The sequence below is a fragment of the Sphingobium trunci genome (assembly GCF_022664535.1).
In the GTDB taxonomy this organism is placed as follows: Bacteria; Pseudomonadota; Alphaproteobacteria; order Sphingomonadales; family Sphingomonadaceae; genus Sphingobium.
The window spans coordinates 116,868-133,151 of the sequence record NZ_JAKUJY010000008.1 but is presented as its reverse complement, the minus strand read 5'-3'; the positions used below and the strand labels follow the sequence as shown (position 1 = coordinate 133,151).

At 65.2% G+C, this 16,284-nt stretch carries 18 protein-coding genes and 1 tRNA gene; 4 read left to right on the top strand and 15 right to left on the bottom strand.

Features of this window, described 5'->3' with window-relative positions; translation table 11 throughout:
- Position 1: 1 nt before the first annotated feature.
- From MJ601_RS09735 to MJ601_RS09720, 4 genes are all read right to left on the bottom strand, one after another.
- Positions 2–394, bottom strand: coding sequence for a hypothetical protein (locus MJ601_RS09735; RefSeq protein WP_242125772.1), 393 nt, complete (start codon positions 392–394; stop codon positions 2–4).
- Positions 395–430: 36 nt separating this feature from the next.
- Positions 431–874 (bottom strand): glycine zipper 2TM domain-containing protein, encoded by a 444-nt coding sequence (locus tag MJ601_RS09730; protein WP_242125770.1) that lies wholly within the window; start codon positions 872–874, stop codon positions 431–433.
- A 158-nt stretch (positions 875–1,032) separates the two neighbouring features.
- On the bottom strand, positions 1,033–2,094 hold the full coding sequence (dmeF, locus tag MJ601_RS09725) for a CDF family Co(II)/Ni(II) efflux transporter DmeF (RefSeq protein WP_242125768.1): 1,062 nt from the start codon (positions 2,092–2,094) through the stop codon (positions 1,033–1,035).
- The gene (locus MJ601_RS09720; RefSeq protein ID WP_242125766.1) at positions 2,091–2,363 is read right to left on the bottom strand and encodes a metal/formaldehyde-sensitive transcriptional repressor; all 273 of its coding nucleotides are present in this window, start codon (positions 2,361–2,363) and stop codon (positions 2,091–2,093) included. Before MJ601_RS09720 ends, dmeF begins: the two co-directional genes overlap by 4 nt.
- Before the next feature lie 76 nt (positions 2,364–2,439).
- Between MJ601_RS09720 and crtY the strand changes: the two genes are divergently transcribed.
- The 4 genes from crtY to MJ601_RS09700 all read left to right on the top strand — a co-directional run bounded on the left by crtY (position 2,440) and on the right by MJ601_RS09700 (position 6,812).
- Positions 2,440–3,600, top strand: a complete 1,161-nt coding sequence (gene crtY, locus MJ601_RS09715; RefSeq protein WP_242125764.1) for a lycopene beta-cyclase CrtY — start codon at positions 2,440–2,442, stop codon at positions 3,598–3,600.
- Positions 3,601–3,616: 16 nt separating this feature from the next.
- A complete protein-coding gene (locus MJ601_RS09710; RefSeq protein WP_242125762.1) occupies positions 3,617–5,098 on the top strand; it encodes a phytoene desaturase in 1,482 nt (493 codons plus the stop codon).
- A gap of 13 nt (positions 5,099–5,111) precedes the next feature.
- Complete coding sequence (locus MJ601_RS09705) at positions 5,112–5,693, top strand: LOG family protein (protein WP_242125760.1); 582 nt, start codon at positions 5,112–5,114, stop codon at positions 5,691–5,693.
- A gap of 219 nt (positions 5,694–5,912) precedes the next feature.
- Positions 5,913–6,812 (top strand): phytoene/squalene synthase family protein, encoded by a 900-nt coding sequence (locus MJ601_RS09700; protein ID WP_348635568.1) that lies wholly within the window; start codon positions 5,913–5,915, stop codon positions 6,810–6,812.
- 109 nt (positions 6,813–6,921) lie between these two features.
- On the opposite strand, the gene MJ601_RS09695 is transcribed toward MJ601_RS09700, so the two are convergent.
- The 11 genes from MJ601_RS09695 to lptB form a co-directional block, all read right to left on the bottom strand.
- Positions 6,922–8,343, bottom strand: coding sequence for an ammonium transporter (locus MJ601_RS09695; protein WP_242125758.1), 1,422 nt, complete (start codon positions 8,341–8,343; stop codon positions 6,922–6,924).
- A gap of 13 nt (positions 8,344–8,356) precedes the next feature.
- The gene (locus tag MJ601_RS09690; protein ID WP_013847864.1) at positions 8,357–8,695 is read right to left on the bottom strand and encodes a P-II family nitrogen regulator; all 339 of its coding nucleotides are present in this window, start codon (positions 8,693–8,695) and stop codon (positions 8,357–8,359) included.
- A gap of 158 nt (positions 8,696–8,853) precedes the next feature.
- A complete protein-coding gene (locus MJ601_RS09685) occupies positions 8,854–9,429 on the bottom strand; it encodes a DUF924 family protein (RefSeq protein WP_242125756.1) in 576 nt (191 codons plus the stop codon).
- Positions 9,430–9,522: 93 nt separating this feature from the next.
- Complete coding sequence (gene tldD, locus MJ601_RS09680) at positions 9,523–10,965, bottom strand: metalloprotease TldD (protein WP_242125754.1); 1,443 nt, start codon at positions 10,963–10,965, stop codon at positions 9,523–9,525.
- Positions 10,966–11,015: 50 nt separating this feature from the next.
- Positions 11,016–11,243: a zinc-finger domain-containing protein gene (locus MJ601_RS09675; RefSeq protein WP_242125751.1), complete on the bottom strand. Its 228-nt coding sequence runs from the start codon at positions 11,241–11,243 to the stop codon at positions 11,016–11,018.
- Between the two features lie 56 nt (positions 11,244–11,299).
- Positions 11,300–11,464 (bottom strand): hypothetical protein, encoded by a 165-nt coding sequence (locus tag MJ601_RS09670; RefSeq protein ID WP_242125749.1) that lies wholly within the window; start codon positions 11,462–11,464, stop codon positions 11,300–11,302.
- 100 nt (positions 11,465–11,564) lie between these two features.
- A tRNA-Val gene (locus MJ601_RS09665) sits at positions 11,565–11,640 on the bottom strand.
- An 82-nt stretch (positions 11,641–11,722) separates the two neighbouring features.
- Positions 11,723–12,721 (bottom strand): winged helix DNA-binding protein, encoded by a 999-nt coding sequence (locus MJ601_RS09660; RefSeq protein ID WP_242125865.1) that lies wholly within the window; start codon positions 12,719–12,721, stop codon positions 11,723–11,725.
- A 252-nt stretch (positions 12,722–12,973) separates the two neighbouring features.
- Positions 12,974–13,825: a D-amino-acid transaminase gene (locus MJ601_RS09655; RefSeq protein WP_242125747.1), complete on the bottom strand. Its 852-nt coding sequence runs from the start codon at positions 13,823–13,825 to the stop codon at positions 12,974–12,976.
- A 60-nt stretch (positions 13,826–13,885) separates the two neighbouring features.
- Positions 13,886–15,400, bottom strand: a complete 1,515-nt coding sequence (rpoN, locus tag MJ601_RS09650) for an RNA polymerase factor sigma-54 (protein ID WP_242125745.1) — start codon at positions 15,398–15,400, stop codon at positions 13,886–13,888.
- Between the two features lie 48 nt (positions 15,401–15,448).
- Complete coding sequence (lptB, locus tag MJ601_RS09645; protein ID WP_242125743.1) at positions 15,449–16,234, bottom strand: LPS export ABC transporter ATP-binding protein; 786 nt, start codon at positions 16,232–16,234, stop codon at positions 15,449–15,451.
- Between the last annotated feature and the right edge of the window lie 50 nt (positions 16,235–16,284).

The window sequence follows — 16,284 nt, the reverse complement described above, 5'->3', positions numbered from 1 at the left end:
ATCAGGCGGCTTGCCGGTCCACGCCCAGCGCGGCCATGGCGGCATGGATCATCTGCATATGGGCGTCGCTGCCGCGCGCGACATCCTGCCATGCCTGGCCCGTCATCGAACCATGGCTTTCCCGCCAGATTTTGGAGGCGATCGAGTCAAGCTCCTCTTCGGTAGGAGAACGCTGCTCGGCAAAACACTCCATCAGGAGAGCATGAAAAGACTTTCCTCCGGCCGGGTTGGCAGCGTCCATGGGCATCCTCTCCTGGGTGCGATTTTTTTTACCGCATTCCGGTCGTGGAAGCTGAAGGATGCGACAGAGTCGAGTCAATAAACCTGGATCAGTATCGGTGGCCCGGCTATCATTTTGCTGCGCCGCCCATGGCAAAGGCGGCGCGCCGCTCATGCGACCCGCCGCCTTCCATCTGTCAGTTTTCGCGCTTCAGCGGCAGTCGCTGCGCTCGACCTCGCGTCCAGCCAGTGCGCCCGCACCGGCGCCCAGGATCAGACCGGTCGTGCTTGGCCGGTCCCACCGTCCGCCGCGGCCGATCTCCCGGCCCAGCAGGCCGCCCAGAACGCCGCCCACCAGCGCGCCGGTCGTCCCGGACGTGCAGCGCTCGCTATAGGCGTGTGTGCGATAGGGGCGGGGCCGTTCGCGGATATATTCGTCGCGATATTCGACCGGGCGGCGATCATAGTCGCGATAGCCACGGTCATAATAGCCGTCGTCGTTGCGGTAGGTTTCGCTGCGATAATAGCTGCCATCATCGCCCTCATAGCGTTCGCTATAATGGTAATTGCTCTGCGCCAGGGCAGGCGTGCCCGCGGCGATGCCCATGATGGCGGCGCTGGCCACCGAAACCGTTGCAATCATTTTCCTGAACATGTCGATCTCCACCAACCCTTTGTGAGGAGGGATATGGGACATGTGCGATGACGGATTGCTGAATGCCCTCGTTAGCAATGGTTCAGAAACATCCCGTCATCGCGCGCCTGCCGCCGTCCATCGAAAGACCGGCAGCCGAAAGACCGGCATGTGCCCGTTCAGCCGCACTCGACCGTCACATGCTCCATCCTGGGCAGGGCATTGACCGCCTGCCTGACCGCCGCGACATTGGCGCCCGGCGCCAGGCTGATGATCGCGGCATGGGCGTGCGGCCCGATGCGCCAGACATGCAGGTCGCGAATCGTCGCTCCCTCCCCTTCCGCCAGCGCCTTGATCCGCGCCATCAACGCAGGTTCCGCCGTATCGAGCAGAATGGCGGACGTATCCTTCATCAGCCCCCAGGCCCATTGCGCGATCACGACCGATCCCAGCAGGCCGACCGCCGGGTCCAACCACCACCATCCCATGTAGCGCCCGGCAAGCAGCGCGACGATCGCCAGCACGGACGTCAGCGCGTCGGTCAGCACATGCACATAGGCCGCGCGCAGATTATTGTCGCCATGCCCCGTCCCGCGATCATGATCATGCCCATGATCGTCCCCGTGCGCATCGTCATGCCCGTGGTCATGGCTATGGTCGTGACCCAGCATCACGGCGCTGATCAGATTGATGATCAACCCCAGGACCGCCACGAAAGCGGCCTCGCCAAAGGCGACCGTCACCGGTTCGAACAGCCGCGTGGCCGATTCGACGGCTATGAACAAGGCCGTGAAGGCCAGGATCAGGGCCGAGGCAAAGCCGGACAGGTCGCCGACCTTGCCCGTGCCGAATGTGTAGCGCGGGTTGCGGGCATGGCGCCGGGCATAGCCATAGGCCGCCGCCGCCACGGCCATGGCGCCTGCATGGGTCGCCATGTGAAATCCGTCGGCGAGCAGCGCCATCGATCCGGTGATCCAGCCAAAGGCGATCTCCACCACCATGGTGACGGCGGTCAGCCACAATACCCACATGGTCCGCCGGGCATTTTCTTCATGCCCGTGAGTCAGGTAGATATGATCGAAATAATGGCTTTCCTCGCCATCCTCGTCGCCGACAGCGGGCGCCGCATGACCATGGGGATGATCCTCATGGGGATGATCCTCATGGGGATGATCCTCATGGGAATGATCGTCACGGGGGTGGTGATAGCCGCCATGGTCATGGTCGTCATGCATGCTCATTTCCCGTACCGCCGGATCAGCGCCAGCATTTCCTCCGCCGCGGCCTCGCGCGCATCGTCGCTGATGCCGGGCCGGGCGACATGTTCCCGCATATGCTGCTCGATCAGCTCGTCCATCAGGCTGCCCACCGCCCCGCGGACGGACGCGACGAGTTGCAGGGTTTCCGAACAACCGGCGTCGCCCGCCAATTGCCGCTCCACGGCGCTGATCTGTCCGGCGATCCGCCGCACCCGCGCCAACAGCTTGTCCCGATCCGCGATGATATGCATAGGGTACCCCCCTATACTATATGGAACATGAAAACAATCTGTGCATTTCGCGGTCCACCGCCCTAACAAGGTCAGGATGGCGACGATTTCGGATTGCGACCTTGCGATAGCGGGAGGCGGCCTTGCGGGCTGCCTGATCGCGCTGGCCTTCGCGGCCCGGCGACCGGATGTTCGCCTGCTGCTGGTGGAGGGCGGGGAGGCGCTGGGCGGCAATCATGTCTGGTCCTTCTTCGACAGCGACGTCGCGGCCGGGGATCGCTGGCTGATCGAACCGATGATCGCCCATCGCTGGCCGCAAGGGCATGAGGTGCATTTTCCGGGCCATCAGCGTCTGCTCTCCACCCCCTATAACAGTGCCACCTCGCGGCTTCTGGACACTCATGCCCGGCAGATGCTGGGGGAGCGCATCCTCATGGGAACGCCCATCCATTCCCTGACGCCGTCCAGCATCGCCCTGTCCGATGGCCGCACCTTCCGGGCTGGCGGGGTGATCGACGCAAGGGGCGGCGGCGACCTTGCCGCGCTGCAATGCGGCTGGCAGAAATTCGTGGGCCAGGCGCTGCGCCTTCGCACCCCTCACGGCCTGACCCGCCCCGTCATCATGGATGCGGCGGTCGAGCAGGTCGATGGCTATCGCTTTGTCTATATCCTGCCCTGGGACGAACATACGCTTTTCATCGAGGATACCTATTATAGCGACAGCCCCGATCTGGACGGACCCGTGCTGGATCGCCGGATCGCCGCCTATGCTAAGGCGCGGGGCTGGCCGGTCGAGGCGGTCGTCCATCGGGAAAGCGGCGTTCTGCCGGTGGTCCATGGCGGGGATTTCGAGCGTTTCTGGCCCAGCGATGATCCCGTGGCGCGGGCCGGGGCGCGGGCGGGCCTGTTCCAGCCGATGACGGGCTATTCCCTGCCCGACGCGATCCGCTTCGCCCTGGACGTCGAACGCGCGTGGCCGATGGACGGGGCAGCGCTGGCCCATATGACACGCGCCCGGGCGGCCCGGCATTGGCGGCAGGGCGGCTATTACCGGCTGCTCGGCAAGATGCTGTTCCGGGCGGCCGAACCCGACCGGCGCTGGCGCATCTTCGAACGCTTCTACCGGCTCGACGCCGGACTCATCGGCCGCTTCTATGCGGGACGGTCAACCGTGACGGATCGAATCCGTATCTTGTGCGGACGGCCCCCGGTGCCCATAAGGAGCGCCATGCGCGCAGTGTTGAGACCTTCCGCCTGATGAGCAGGCCATAGTGATGACCAGAAAAGCGATCGTCATCGGCGCCGGTTTCGGCGGCCTGGCGCTCTCCATCCGTCTGCAATCCGCCGGGGTCGAGACGATATTGGTCGAGGCGCGCGATCGCCCCGGCGGCCGCGCCTATATGTGGGAGAAGGACGGCTTCGTCTTCGACGCCGGCCCTACGGTCATCACCGATCCCGATTGCCTGGGCGAGCTATGGCGCCTCTCCGGCCATGACATGGCGGAGGATGTCAGCCTGGTCCCCGTCTCGCCCTTCTACCGGCTCAACTGGCGCGACGGCACCAACTTCGACTATTCCAACGACGAAACGGCCCTGCGCGCCCAGATCGCCAAGCTCAATCCGGAAGATGTCGCGGGTTATGAAAGCTTCCTCGACTATGCGGGCGGCGTCTATGAGGAGGGCTATCGCAAGCTTGGATCGGTGGCGTTCCTCGACTTCGCCTCGATGGTCCGGGCCGCGCCCGCCTTGATGAAGCATCAGGCATGGCGATCCGTCCATTCGATCGTTTCCTCCCATGTGAAAAATGAAAAGCTGCGGCAGGCGCTGTCTTTCCACACGCTGCTGGTGGGCGGCAATCCGCTCCAGACCAGTTCGATCTACGCCCTCATCCACAAGCTGGAGAAGGATGGCGGCGTCTGGTTCGCCAAGGGCGGCACCAACCGTCTCGTCCAGGCGATGGCGACCCATTTCGAGCGGCTGGGGGGCACGCTGCGCCTCGCCGATCCCGTAGTGCAGATCGAAACCTATGGCGACCGCGCCGTGGCCGTCCGCTGCGCCTCCGGCTGGCGGGGGGAGGCCGATGCGGTCGCCTCCAACGCCGACCTGATGCACAGCTATCGCGACCTGATCGGCCATCACCCGCGCGGGGAAAAGCAGGCGGAAAAGCTTGCCCGCAAGCGCTGGTCGCCCAGCCTGTTCGTGCTGCATTTCGGCATCAGGGGAAGCTGGCCCGGCATCCCCCACCATATGATCCTGTTCGGCCCGCGCTATGAAGGGTTGCTGACCGACATCTATGATTATGGCGTGCTGCCGCAGGATTTCTCGCTCTACCTGCACCACCCGACCGTGACCGACCCGTCGATGGCGCCGGACGGGCATTCGACCTTCTATGCGCTCGCCCCGGTGCCGCATCTGGGCAAGCTGCCGATCGACTGGGACCGGTTCGCGCCCGCCTATGCCGAACGCATATTGGACGAGATCCAGCACCGGCTGATCCCCGACATCCGGTCGCGCATCGTGACGCGGTTCCATTATGCGCCGCCCGATTTCCGGCGCGACCTGTCGGCGCATCTGGGCAGCGCCTTCAGCCTGGAGCCGCTGCTGACGCAAAGCGCGTGGTTCCGGGCGCATAATCGCGACGATGTCATTCCCAACCTCTATCTGGTAGGGGCGGGTACGCATCCGGGCGCGGGCATTCCCGGCGTGGTCGGCAGCGCCAAGGCGACCGCCGCCCTGATGCTGGAAGATCTGGCGTAAACAAAGAGGGATCATGAAGAGACTGGCTGTCTATTGCGGTTCGGCCACCCCGGCCGATCCGGCCTATGTCGAAGCCGCCCGCCATGTCGGACATGTGTTGGCCGGGCGCGGCATCGGCGTCGTCTATGGCGGCGGACGCCTTGGGCTGATGGGTGCGGTCGCCGATGCCGCGCTGGAGGCGGGCGGCGAAGTGATCGGCGTCATTCCCGAAGCGCTGGTCGGCGCCGAAGTCGCCCATCGCGGCTGCACGGAACTGCATGTCGTCCAGACCATGCACCAGCGCAAGCAGTTGTTCACCGACCTTTCCGACGGCTTCGTGACGCTGCCGGGCGGCGTTGGCACGATGGACGAATTGTGGGAAGCGATCAGCTGGGCGCAACTGGGCTACCACCAAAAGCCGGTCGGGCTGCTCAATGTCGCGGGTTTCTACGACCAGCTCATCACCTTCAACCAGCAGATGGTCGAGGCGGGCTTCATCCGCGCGCAGCACGCCAATATCCTGATCCATGCCAACGCGATCGAAATGCTGCTCGACAGGATGGCGGCCTATCAGCCGCATGAGACCATCTTCGCCATGAAGGCGGAACGCCTCTAGACCATGATCCGATCGAGTTGAATCGGATCATGGTCTATTTGTCCTTGTTTTCCGCATTTTCCGAGCCAGCAGGTGATGCCACCTGCTTCGAAAATGCTCTAGGTTCCATCCTGGCAGGCGCTGCCGCTTGCAGGAGAGGAAAGGGGCGGGCATGTCGGGAATGTGACCAGCAACACTCCTCCCGACCGCGCCGCTCTCGTCGCCCTTGCCCGGGAGAGCATTGCGCGCGGTTCCAAATCCTTCGCCATGGCATCGAAGCTTTTCGACCCGCGGACGCGGGAGCGCGCCTGGCTGCTCTATGCCTGGTGCCGCAAATGCGACGACATAGCCGATGGCCAGGATCATGGCGGCACGATGCGCGGGGTGGCGGACGGGCAGGCGCGCCTCTCGACGATCCGCGTCCTAACCGGGGCGGCGCTCCACGGTGATCCGACCGGCGATCCCGCCTTTGACGGCTTCGGCCTGGTCATGCGGGAATGCGCCATTCCGCAACGCTACGCCCATGACCTGATCGAAGGCTTCGCGCTCGATGCCCGCGAATGGCGACCCCGCAGCGAGACCGACATGCTGCGCTATTGCTATCATGTCGCGGGCGCGGTCGGCTGCATGATGGCGATCCTGATGGGCGTCGATCCGGCGGACGAGGCCACGCTCGACCGCGCCTGCGACCTCGGTCTCGCCTTCCAGCTCGCCAATATCGCCCGCGACATCAGCGAGGATGAAGCCGCCGACCGCTGCTATCTCCCCGAGGAATGGCTGGTCGAAATGGATATCCCGCCCGGCGAGCATATGAAGCCCTGGGTCCGCTCGCGCCTGGCCATCCTTGCCCGCCGCCTCGCGGACATGGCGGCCGCCTATGAGCAAAGCGCCCGCCACGGCACTGGCGCCCTGCCGCCCCGCTCCGCCTGGGCGGTGCTGGCGGCGGCGGGCATCTATGGCGGCATAGCCCGCGAAGTCGCGCGCCGGGGTGAACAGGCCTGGGACCATCGCGTGGCGACGCCCAGGGGCGAAAAGCTCGGCTGGCTGCTGCGCGCGGGCCTGCAGGTTCCCGGCCGCGCCCGCCGCTGGCCCGCCGAAATGCCTAGGCCCGCTTCCCTCTGGACCCGCAGTCGGTCCTGAACTCCGCCAAAAAAAGGACCGGCACTTGCGTACCGGTCCCCAGGAATGTTCGCAGGAGGAACAGGGTGAGGCGGGCGGGCCTTTCGCGTGTCGGCCCGCCCTGCCAATCTCAGTAGTTGTAGGCCCGCTCGCCGTGGCTGGAGAGGTCGAGACCTTCCATTTCGGCTTCCTTGCTCGGACGCAGACCCATCGTCTTGTCGATGATGAAGTAGAGCACCGCGCTGCCGACACCCGACCAGACCAGCGTCAGCAGGACGGCCTTGAGCTGAACGATGATCTGCGCGGCCATGTCATACTTGCCAGCGACCGCCGGGAAGACGGTGTAGTCGAAGAAGCCCTGACCACCCAGCGCCGGGTCGGCGACGATGGCCGTCGCGATGGCGCCGAAGATCCCGCCGATGCAGTGCACGCCGAACACGTCCAGGCTGTCGTCATAGCCGAACTTGCCCTTCACGAACGCCACGAAGAAGTAGCAGATCGGCGAAACGGCGAAGCCCAGGACGATCGAGGTCATCGGCGCACCGAAGCCCGAGGCCGGAGTGATCGCGACCAGACCGGCCACGGCACCGGTAACAGCGCCCAGCAGCGATGCCTTGCCATGGTGGATCTGTTCGATGAGGGCCCAACTGACCGCGGCGGCGCAGGTGGCGACCATGGTGTTCATGAAGGCGACGCCCGTGACGCCATTGGCCTCCAGGTTGGAACCGGCGTTGAAGCCGAACCAGCCGACCCACAGCAGGCTGGCGCCGATCATGGTCATGGTCAGCGAGTGCGGCGGCATGGGTTCCTTGGGGAAGCCGACGCGCTTGCCGATCATCAGGGCGCCGACCAGGCCGGCGATACCCGCGTTGATGTGGACGACGGTGCCGCCCGCGAAGTCCAGTGCGCCCATGGCCCACAGGAACCCGCCATCGGTCGGGGTGTCAGCCAGGAAGTCCGGGCCCGCCCAGTACCAGACCATGTGCGCGATCGGATAGTAGACGACCGTCGACCACAGGACCACGAACACGATCAGCGAGGAGAATTTCACGCGCTCCGCAAAGGCACCGACGATCAGCGCCGGGGTGATCATGGCGAAGGTCATCTGGAAGACGACATAGACCAGTTCGGGCAGATAGACGTTGTTGCTGAACGTCGCGGCGGAGGTCGTGCCGTCGACGCCCATCAGGAACGCCTTGGAAAGACCGCCGAAGAAGTGGTTTTCACCGCCGCTGGTGAAGGCGATGGAATAGCCGTAGCAGCACCAGAGCAGGCCCGTGACCGAAACGATCATGAACACCTGCATCAGGACGCTCAGCATATTCTTGGTGCGGACCAGGCCGCCGTAGAACAGGGCCAGGCCGGGGATGGACATCATCAGGACCAGAGCGGACGAGACGAGCATCCAGGCGACATCGCCCTTGTTGACCATGGTGGCCATGGCCGCGGCGTTGGGCGCCTTGACTAGCGGCGCGGCCAGCGCCGGTGCGGCTGTGAGCAGGGACAGGCCAGCCGCCCCCATCACGCCGCAAAGTTTCTTTGAAAAGGACATTAATTCCCCCTTCTTACAGTGCGGTTTCGCCGGTTTCGCCGGTACGGATGCGCACCGCCTGCTCGACATCGAGAACGAAGATCTTGCCGTCGCCGATGGCGCCCGAATTCGCCGCCGCCTGCGTCGCTTCGACGACACGCGGCGCGAGGTCGTCGTCGCAGACCACCTCGATCTTGATCTTCGGAACCATGTTGGTCGAATATTCGGCGCCGCGGTAGATTTCGGTCTGCCCCTTCTGGCGGCCGAAGCCCTTCACTTCGCTCACCGTCATGCCGGCGATGCCCAGCGAGGAAAGAGCCTCGCGGACATCGTCAAGCTTGAACGGCTTGATGATAGCCATGACAAGTTTCATGTCGCCCCCCTGATAATGGTGTGCGGCGACATACTCGCAAGAGGCGTGCCAATTTCTTAAACACGCGTTAATGCGGGCTTCTCTTCAGACCGTTACGTAGGCGAAGCCAAAAAAATGTGCAGTGCGGCATCTCTGCCTAAAAAACAGGCAGAAACAGGCTACCAGTGGGCACCCTGTTCTGCCGCCTGCCGTTCCTCGGGTCGGGTGCGGCGTCCCAGCAGCGCGTTACGGTGGGGGAAACGGCCGAAACGGGCGATGGTGGCCCGGTGCTGTCGGGCGAAGTCCAGCGACCGCGCGTCCCCGGCGCCTTCGAACAGGCTCACCGACAATTCCTGATCGTCCCAATTTTCGCTGTGCTGGAACGGCATGTAGAAGAACAGGCGGCCCGCTCCGCCAATCTGTATGTCATAGCCCTGGGCAATGGCCCCCCGGGCGACGTCCCGCGCGAGGCCGTCGGTGGCAAAGGCCTGCGCCGACCCGCGAAACATGTTGCGGGGCAGTTGGTCGAACAGCAGGACGGCCGCCAGCGCATCGTCGGCCCGTTCGAGAAATTCGCCGGAGGACAAGGCACGTTTTTCCGCCCACAGATCGCCGAAGCGCACGGTGCATTGCCGGTCGAGCGCGGCATCGTGGCTCCACCACCCTTCTTCCCCGACTTCATTGAACCAGAAGTCGAGCAGGGCCGCCGCCCAGTCCGCGGTCACGGCGTCATGACTGTCAGTCAACATATTCATATAGTGACAAAGACGAAAGGACCGCCCGGTTCCGCAGTCCATGGCATGTCCGCCTCAGGTCGCCGTACCGCCGACCGGAGTCCTCGATCTGGATCAGGTCGCCGTACCGCCGACCGTCAGGCCCTCCATCAGCAGCGTCGGCTGGCCGACACCGGCGGGGACGCTCTGTCCGCCCTTGCCGCACATGCCGATGCCTTCGTCTAGCGCCCAGTCGTGACCGATCCCGATCACCTTGGTCAGCGCGGTCGGGCCGTCGCCGATCAGGGTGGCGCCCTTGATCGGATCGCCCAGCTTGCCATTCTCGACCTTATAGGCCTCGGTGCAGGAGAAGACGAACTTGCCCGACACGATGTCGACCTGGCCGCCGCCGAAGCTCTTGGCGAAAATGCCCGACTTCATGCGGGACAGCAGCTCTTCGGGATCGTCCTTGCCGCCCTTGATGAAGGTGTTGGTCATGCGCGGCATCGGCGCATGGGCATAGCTTTCGCGACGGCCGTTGCCGGTCGGCTCGACGCCCATCAGCCGCGCGTTCAGGCGATCCTGCATATAGCCTTTGAGGATGCCGTCCTCGATCAGCACATTCTCGCGCGTCGGCGTGCCTTCGTCGTCGATGGAGAGCGATCCCCGGCGGTTCGTGATCGATCCGTCATCGACCACCGTGACGCCCGGCGCCGCGACGCGCTCGCCGACGCGGCCGGAAAAGGCGCTGGTGCCTTTGCGGTTGAAATCGCCCTCCAGGCCGTGCCCTATCGCTTCATGCACCAGTACGCCGGGCCAGCCCGGCCCCAGCAATACGGTCATTTCGCCTGCGGGCGCGGCCACCGAGCGCAGATTGACCCGTGCCTGCGCCAGCGCCTCGTCGATGGCCCGGTTCCAGATCGCCGGGTCCATCACCTGATCGTAGAGATAGCGCCCGCCAATCCCGAACACGCCGGTTTCGCGGCGCCCATTCTCCTCCAGGATGACGGAGACGTTGAGCCGCACCAGCGGCCGGATGTCGGTGGCGGTGAAGCCGTCGGCGCGGACGATCTCGACCACCGACCAGCTTCCCGCCAGACTGACCGACACCTGCGCGACGCGGGGATCGCGGGCGCGGGCGGCGGCGTCGATCGCCGCGCACAGCGTCACCTTCTCGGCGAAGGGCACGATCTCCAGCGGATTGACGTCGGTGTAGAGATGCCGGTTGGTGTGTTGCGGCGGCGGGGCGGGCTGTCCCTTCGCCGGATCGAGCAGCGTCAGCGTCTCGGCGGCGCGGCGGATCGCGGCCTCGCTGATGTCATTGGCATGGGCGAAGCCGGTCATTTCGCCCGACACGCCGCGCAGGCCGAAGCCCGCATCGGTCGAATAATCGGCGGTCTTCAGCCGCCCGTCGTCGAAACCGAAGCTCTCGCTCGCCCGATATTGCAGGTAAAGCTCGCCATCGTCGCAGCCTTTGAGCGCCTCTGCGGTCAGGCGGCGCGCGCCATCGGGATCGAGCAGGCCGGGGCGATAGAGAAGGCCACGGGCATCGGTGAACTGGGGAGCAGCGTCAGTCATGCCGACCGATATAGGGGCGGCAGCCCTCAGGCCCAATCAAAATCGCAGATTTAAAGGCTGGCGCCCGAGGAAATATCCGGCAGCCCGGCGATTTCCGGCGTGTCGGCTGCGCTGCCGATCAGCACGAAGCGGCGGTCGCAATAGCCGCAGTCGACATAGCCATGCTCGTCAATCTCCAGGAAGACGCGCGGATGACCCAGGGCGGCAGGAATATCGCCCGAACCGTCGCAGGAGACGCGGGACTTGGAGACTCGGATGATTTCGGGCGGCTGGATCATGGCCGCACCGATTAGCAGCGCTCGCGCTGCGCCGCAATATCCCGAACAGGACGGGATTACATCAGCATCAGGGGTGGCCGCTTTTTCGGGCAGGGCCTTTTCGCTGGCATCTTGGCGGGCGCGTCCCAACTCAGGCCATCACGAGCCGCCGCCAGCGTGATGGGCGAAAATATCAGCAGGAAGGGCGCAACCGTACCGCCGAACAGAAGCGTCAGAGACATGGTGCCGGTGCCTCGCAAAAGCCTGGGTCGCGCCGCCATAGCAGGACAGGCCGCCCGAAAACATGATAATTTCCAGGCAAATGTTGGGTGATGGCGGGAATGGTGGGCGATGACGGGCTCGAACCGCCGACATTCTCGGTGTAAACGAGACGCTCTACCAACTGAGCTAATCGCCCGATGCCCGGACCTGGTCCGGAGGCGTTCGGTGGGCGCCTATCTACGACAATCTCCGGGCGGGTCAAGCGGCGATCGGCCATTTCATGCGCAAAGGAACCGGCGGCTGGCGGCGAACCAGCGGGTCATCGCTTCGGCCGTGGCATCGGCCAGCGCGATGAAGACGCGGCGGCCGTCATGCGGATCGGCATGGCGCTGGACAAAGCCCTTTTCGGTCAATGTCCGTATCCAACGCAAGGCGGTGGTCGGCGGCACCGCGGACGCGATGCAGAGGCTGGACACCGACACGCGTTCATGCTCCAGCCGGGCGGCGAGCAGGTCCAGCAGCATGTCCCAGGCCGGATCGGCGAACAGGTCGGCCGGCAGGAAATCATCCCGCAACCGCCGGGCGCGCAGCAGGTCGCGCACCTGCGTCGCGTCCACCGGGGCGGTCTCGCTCCCCTTGTCGGCGCTGCCGACCGGTTCCAGCGCGGGCATGCCGATATAGTCGCTGGGGTGATCCGATATGCGCGGGCCAAGGTCGAATGACGGGGTGGTGTGGCGGGGGCGCAGCGTCAGCGCCTCCAGCGTGCGGGCGAGGCGGCTGACCTCCTCGCTCAGTTTCTGCAGCCGCACGCCTTCATTGTCCCGGCTCACCTCATGCACGAGGCGGACCTCCCGCCGGTCCGCCGCGGCCAGCAGCGCGGCGGCGAGATCGGCATGGTCCGGTGCGCACAGCAACTGGGTCCGGTCGCTGCGAAGGCAGGCATAGGCGAGGTCGATCGTATCCAGCCCGGCCACCCAGATCACCGGCATGTCCCTTTGCACCGCCAATGTTTCGATCTGCACGAACAGCCGTTCCAGCCGGGTGTCGGGCGCCATGCAGAACATCAGGACGATGTCGCAATCGATTTGCGTATCCAGCCGTTCGGACGCCTGCTCCAGCGGAACATTGCCCAGCAGGCGCAGGCCCGCCGCGCGGCTCAGGCTTTCCGCATCGTCCAGATAGACATCGTCCGCCAGGATCAGCAGGCGCGGCCGTTCGTCCTTTTCACCGAAGGGGCGGTCCGGCGGCGTTCCGAGGCCGGTCTGGTAATGGTCCATTTCCACGTTGATGTCTCCTCTCACCCACTTTCCGCACTGTACCGCAATGCCTTCGTTACGCAGCCGCACGAAGCTCCGAAACGGAGATGATCTGGCTGTTTTCCGCCGGAGAGCCAGTTGCCGCCCGGCCAAAAGGGGATGATCTCATGGGGCCATGCCAAAATGGAGGGTTCCTGATCGCCGGAATGGCGGGAAAAGGCCTTGCAGCAAATTTGATCCGAAATGGATCAGCTTTTGCGTCTTTCCGGCCTTTCAGACGGCCGTGCGCCGGGCGAAATCGATATAGAGCGCGCGCAACCGGGTCGCGACCGGGCCGGGCGTGCCGTCGCCGATCGGCTGGCCATCGATCCGCACCACCGACTGGCACAGGGTCGATGCGCTGGTGATGAAGGCTTCCCTGGCTGCCAGCGCCTCCTCCACGGTGAAGGGGCGGCGGATGACGGCGATGCCGCTCTCCTCCGCCAGCGCCCCCAGGGCAGCGCCGGTGCAGCCCGCCAGCACGGCCTGCGAATAGGGGCGGGTGACGATGCCGTCCTCCGTCACGATGAAGGCCGTGGACGAGGCGCCCTCGGTCACATGGCCGTCCTCGACCATCCAGGCCTCCTGCGCGCCTGCGTCGGCGGCGGCACGCTTCGCCATCGCCTGGGCGAGCAAGCCGACGCTCTTGATGTCGCGCCGCGCCCAGCGCAGGTCGGGCATGGTGGCGACCGCTATGCCCCTGTGCACCGCGGGCACGTCCAGGAAGGGCCTGGCCTGGGTGAACATCACCAGCGTCGGCCGGATATCGGGCGGCGGCAGGAAGTCGCGGGTCGCATCGGCGCCCCGCGTGACCTGGAGGTAGACGAGGCCCTCGGTCAGGCCGTTGCGGGCGACCAGCTGCTTTTGCGCCGCTTCGATCTCCGCCAGCGAAAGCGGCAGGACGATGCCGATCGCGCCGGTCGAGCGCTCCAGCCGGGCGAGGTGGGACGCACTGTCGATCAGCTTGCCGTCGATGACCGCCGCGACCTCATAAATGCCGTCCGCGAACAGGAAGCCGCGATCGAGTACGGAAACCTGGGCTTCGGCCAGCGGCAGGAAGCGGCCGTTGAGGTAGGCGACGGACATGGGGCGATGGCAATCCCTTGATCGGACAAGCCGCTGATCTTGCGTCTCGGGCGGCTTTGGTCAAGCCGCTTGCCCGCGCAACGCCTTCTGCCGCCGCCGCTGCACCGACGATCCGATGCCCATTGCCTCGCGATATTTGGCGACGGTGCGGCGGGCGATATCCATGCCCTTGGCGCGCAGCAGGTCGACCAGCGTGTCGTCGGAAAGGATCGCGTCCGCCGTTTCGGCCGCGATCAGCGCCTTGATATGGCTTTTCACCGCCTCGGCCGACACCGTCCCGTCGCCACCGGCCGCGGCGACCCCGCTGGTGAAGAAATATTTGAGCTCATACAGCCCGCGCGGACAGGACAGATATTTGTTCGACGTGACCCGGCTCACCGTCGATTCATGCATTTGTATCGCTTCCGCAACGGCTTTCAGGGTGAGCGGCTTCAGATGTTCGACTCCCTTGCGGAAGAAATCCTCCTGGCAACGAACGATCTCGCCCGCGACCTTGATGATCGTCTTCTGCCGCTGGTCGAGCGCCTTCACCAGCCAGTTGGCGCTCGCGAGGCAATCGGCCAGCCAGGCCTTGGACGTCTTGTCCTGCGGACCGGAGGCGAGCTCGACATAATAGTTCCGGTTGACCAGCAGGCGGGGCAGGGTGGCGCTGTTGATCTCGATCGCCCAGCCGTCGCGCGTCGTCCGCACGAACAGGTCGGGCGTCACCGGCGCGGCGCTTTCGTGCGAGAAGCGAAGGCCCGGCTTGGGATCATAGCCGCGCAATTCGCGGATCATGTCCGCCATATCCTCCTCGTCCACGCCGCAGATGCGGCGCAACTGCGGCAGGGCGCCCCGGGCCAGCAGATCGAGATTGGCGAGCAGCTTCGCCATGCAGGGATCGTAGCGATCCGCATCCATCGCCTGAAGCATGAGGCATTCGGCCAGCGAGCGCGCGCCCACGCCGGTGGGATCGAAGCTGTGGATCGCCTTCAGCACGTGCTCGACCATATGGAGCGGTACGCCCAGGGCATGGGCGGTTTCGAGCAGATTGGCTTCCAGATAACCGGCCTCGTCGATCTGGCCGATCAACTGGGTCGCTATGGCCAGCTCGACGCCCGACAGGGTGCTGCGGGCCTGGTCCATCAGATGTTCCTGCAGCCCCTTTTCAGGATTGGCGAAACTGTCGAAATCCAGCGCCTCACCACTGCTGCCCGCCAGCGGCTCCATGCCGCCGGATCCCGTGCCGGGGCCGGCCATGCGATCCGCGGGACCATTGTCGATGAAGGTTTCCGCGCCATAATCGACATCGAGCGGTGAATCCGCGCCGCCCAGCCCCTGGCCGATCAACTGGTCGCTGTCGCCGACCTCCGCCGCGACGCTGTGGATTTCGGCCTCGCGGTCGATGCCGTCGGCCGATGGCGTGAAATCGTCAGCCCCGCCGGCTTCGAGCAGCGGATTCTTCTCCAGCTCCCCCGCGACGAAGGCCTCTATCTCCAGGTTGGAGAGCGCCAGCAGCTTGATCGCCTGCTGGAGCTGCGGCGTCATGACGAGCGACTGGCTCTGCCGCAGGTCGAGGCGGGGCGCGAGCGCCATCAGCCGCTTCCCTTGCCGGTGCTGGGGGGAAGGGACCGGCCAGCCATGCTAGAGCGAGAAATTCTCGCCCAGATAGAGCCGCCGCACATCGGCGTTGGCGACCAACTCGGTCGGGCTGCCCGCGAACAACACCTTGCCGTCATAGATGATGCAGGCGCGGTCCACGATCTCCAGCGTTTCGCGGACATTATGGTCGGTGATGAGGACGCCGATGCCGCGCGTCTTCAACTGCTTCACCAGATCGCGAATGTCGGCGATGGAGAGCGGGTCGATCCCGGCAAAGGGTTCGTCCAGCAGCACGATCGAGGGATTGGCCGCCAGCGCGCGGGCAATCTCGCAGCGGCGGCGCTCGCCGCCCGACAGCGCCATGGCCGATGAATCGCGCAGCCGGGTGAGGCCGAATTCCTCCAGCAACTGTTCCAGCCGTGCGGCACGCGCCGCCTTGTCCGGCTCGGCCAGTTCCAGCACCGCGCCGATATTCTGCGCGACGGTCAGGCCACGAAAGATCGACGTTTCCTGGGGCAGATAGCCCAGGCCCAGGATGGAGCGCCGATACATGGGCAGGCCAGTGATATCCTGCCCATCCAGCACGATCCGGCCATGGTCCGGGCGCACCAGCCCCATCACCGAATAGAAGCAGGTCGTCTTGCCCGCGCCATTGGGCCCGAGCAGGCCGACCACCTCGCCCTTGCCGACAGTCAGCGACACATCGGCCAGCACGACCCGCCTGTCATAGCTCTTCGCGATCGAGATGACGGACAGGCCCTCTCCCACTTCCTTGGGCGGAAGGGGCGATGCCGGGGCGGATCGGTCCTGCATCAACACGTCGTCCATCACATAATCCTTGCTGCCGCAGGATGAGCTGCGGGTAAAATCCATGACCC

Bases quoted from the DNA above. Each gene is read 5' to 3' on its own strand.
- rpoN (WP_242125745.1), bottom strand. From the start codon at position 15,400: ATGGCGCTCGCGCCCCGCCTCGACCTGCGGCAGAGCCAGTCGCTCGTC.
- MJ601_RS09705 (WP_242125760.1), top strand. From the start codon at position 5,112: ATGAAGAGACTGGCTGTCTATTGCGGTTCGGCCACCCCGGCCGATCCG.
- MJ601_RS09690 (WP_013847864.1), bottom strand. From the start codon at position 8,695: ATGAAACTTGTCATGGCTATCATCAAGCCGTTCAAGCTTGACGATGTC.
- lptB (WP_242125743.1), bottom strand. From the start codon at position 16,234: ATGGACGACGTGTTGATGCAGGACCGATCCGCCCCGGCATCGCCCCTT.
- MJ601_RS09660 (WP_242125865.1), bottom strand. From the start codon at position 12,721: ATGGACCATTACCAGACCGGCCTCGGAACGCCGCCGGACCGCCCCTTC.
- MJ601_RS09730 (WP_242125770.1), bottom strand. From the start codon at position 874: ATGTTCAGGAAAATGATTGCAACGGTTTCGGTGGCCAGCGCCGCCATC.
- MJ601_RS09710 (WP_242125762.1), top strand. From the start codon at position 3,617: ATGACCAGAAAAGCGATCGTCATCGGCGCCGGTTTCGGCGGCCTGGCG.
- crtY (WP_242125764.1), top strand. From the start codon at position 2,440: ATGGCGACGATTTCGGATTGCGACCTTGCGATAGCGGGAGGCGGCCTT.
- MJ601_RS09735 (WP_242125772.1), bottom strand. From the start codon at position 394: ATGAGCGGCGCGCCGCCTTTGCCATGGGCGGCGCAGCAAAATGATAGC.
- MJ601_RS09675 (WP_242125751.1), bottom strand. From the start codon at position 11,243: ATGATCCAGCCGCCCGAAATCATCCGAGTCTCCAAGTCCCGCGTCTCC.
- MJ601_RS09685 (WP_242125756.1), bottom strand. From the start codon at position 9,429: ATGAATATGTTGACTGACAGTCATGACGCCGTGACCGCGGACTGGGCG.
- dmeF (WP_242125768.1), bottom strand. From the start codon at position 2,094: ATGAGCATGCATGACGACCATGACCATGGCGGCTATCACCACCCCCGT.
- MJ601_RS09720 (WP_242125766.1), bottom strand. From the start codon at position 2,363: ATGCATATCATCGCGGATCGGGACAAGCTGTTGGCGCGGGTGCGGCGG.
- MJ601_RS09695 (WP_242125758.1), bottom strand. From the start codon at position 8,343: ATGTCCTTTTCAAAGAAACTTTGCGGCGTGATGGGGGCGGCTGGCCTG.
- MJ601_RS09655 (WP_242125747.1), bottom strand. From the start codon at position 13,825: ATGTCCGTCGCCTACCTCAACGGCCGCTTCCTGCCGCTGGCCGAAGCC.
- tldD (WP_242125754.1), bottom strand. From the start codon at position 10,965: ATGACTGACGCTGCTCCCCAGTTCACCGATGCCCGTGGCCTTCTCTAT.
- MJ601_RS09670 (WP_242125749.1), bottom strand. From the start codon at position 11,464: ATGTCTCTGACGCTTCTGTTCGGCGGTACGGTTGCGCCCTTCCTGCTG.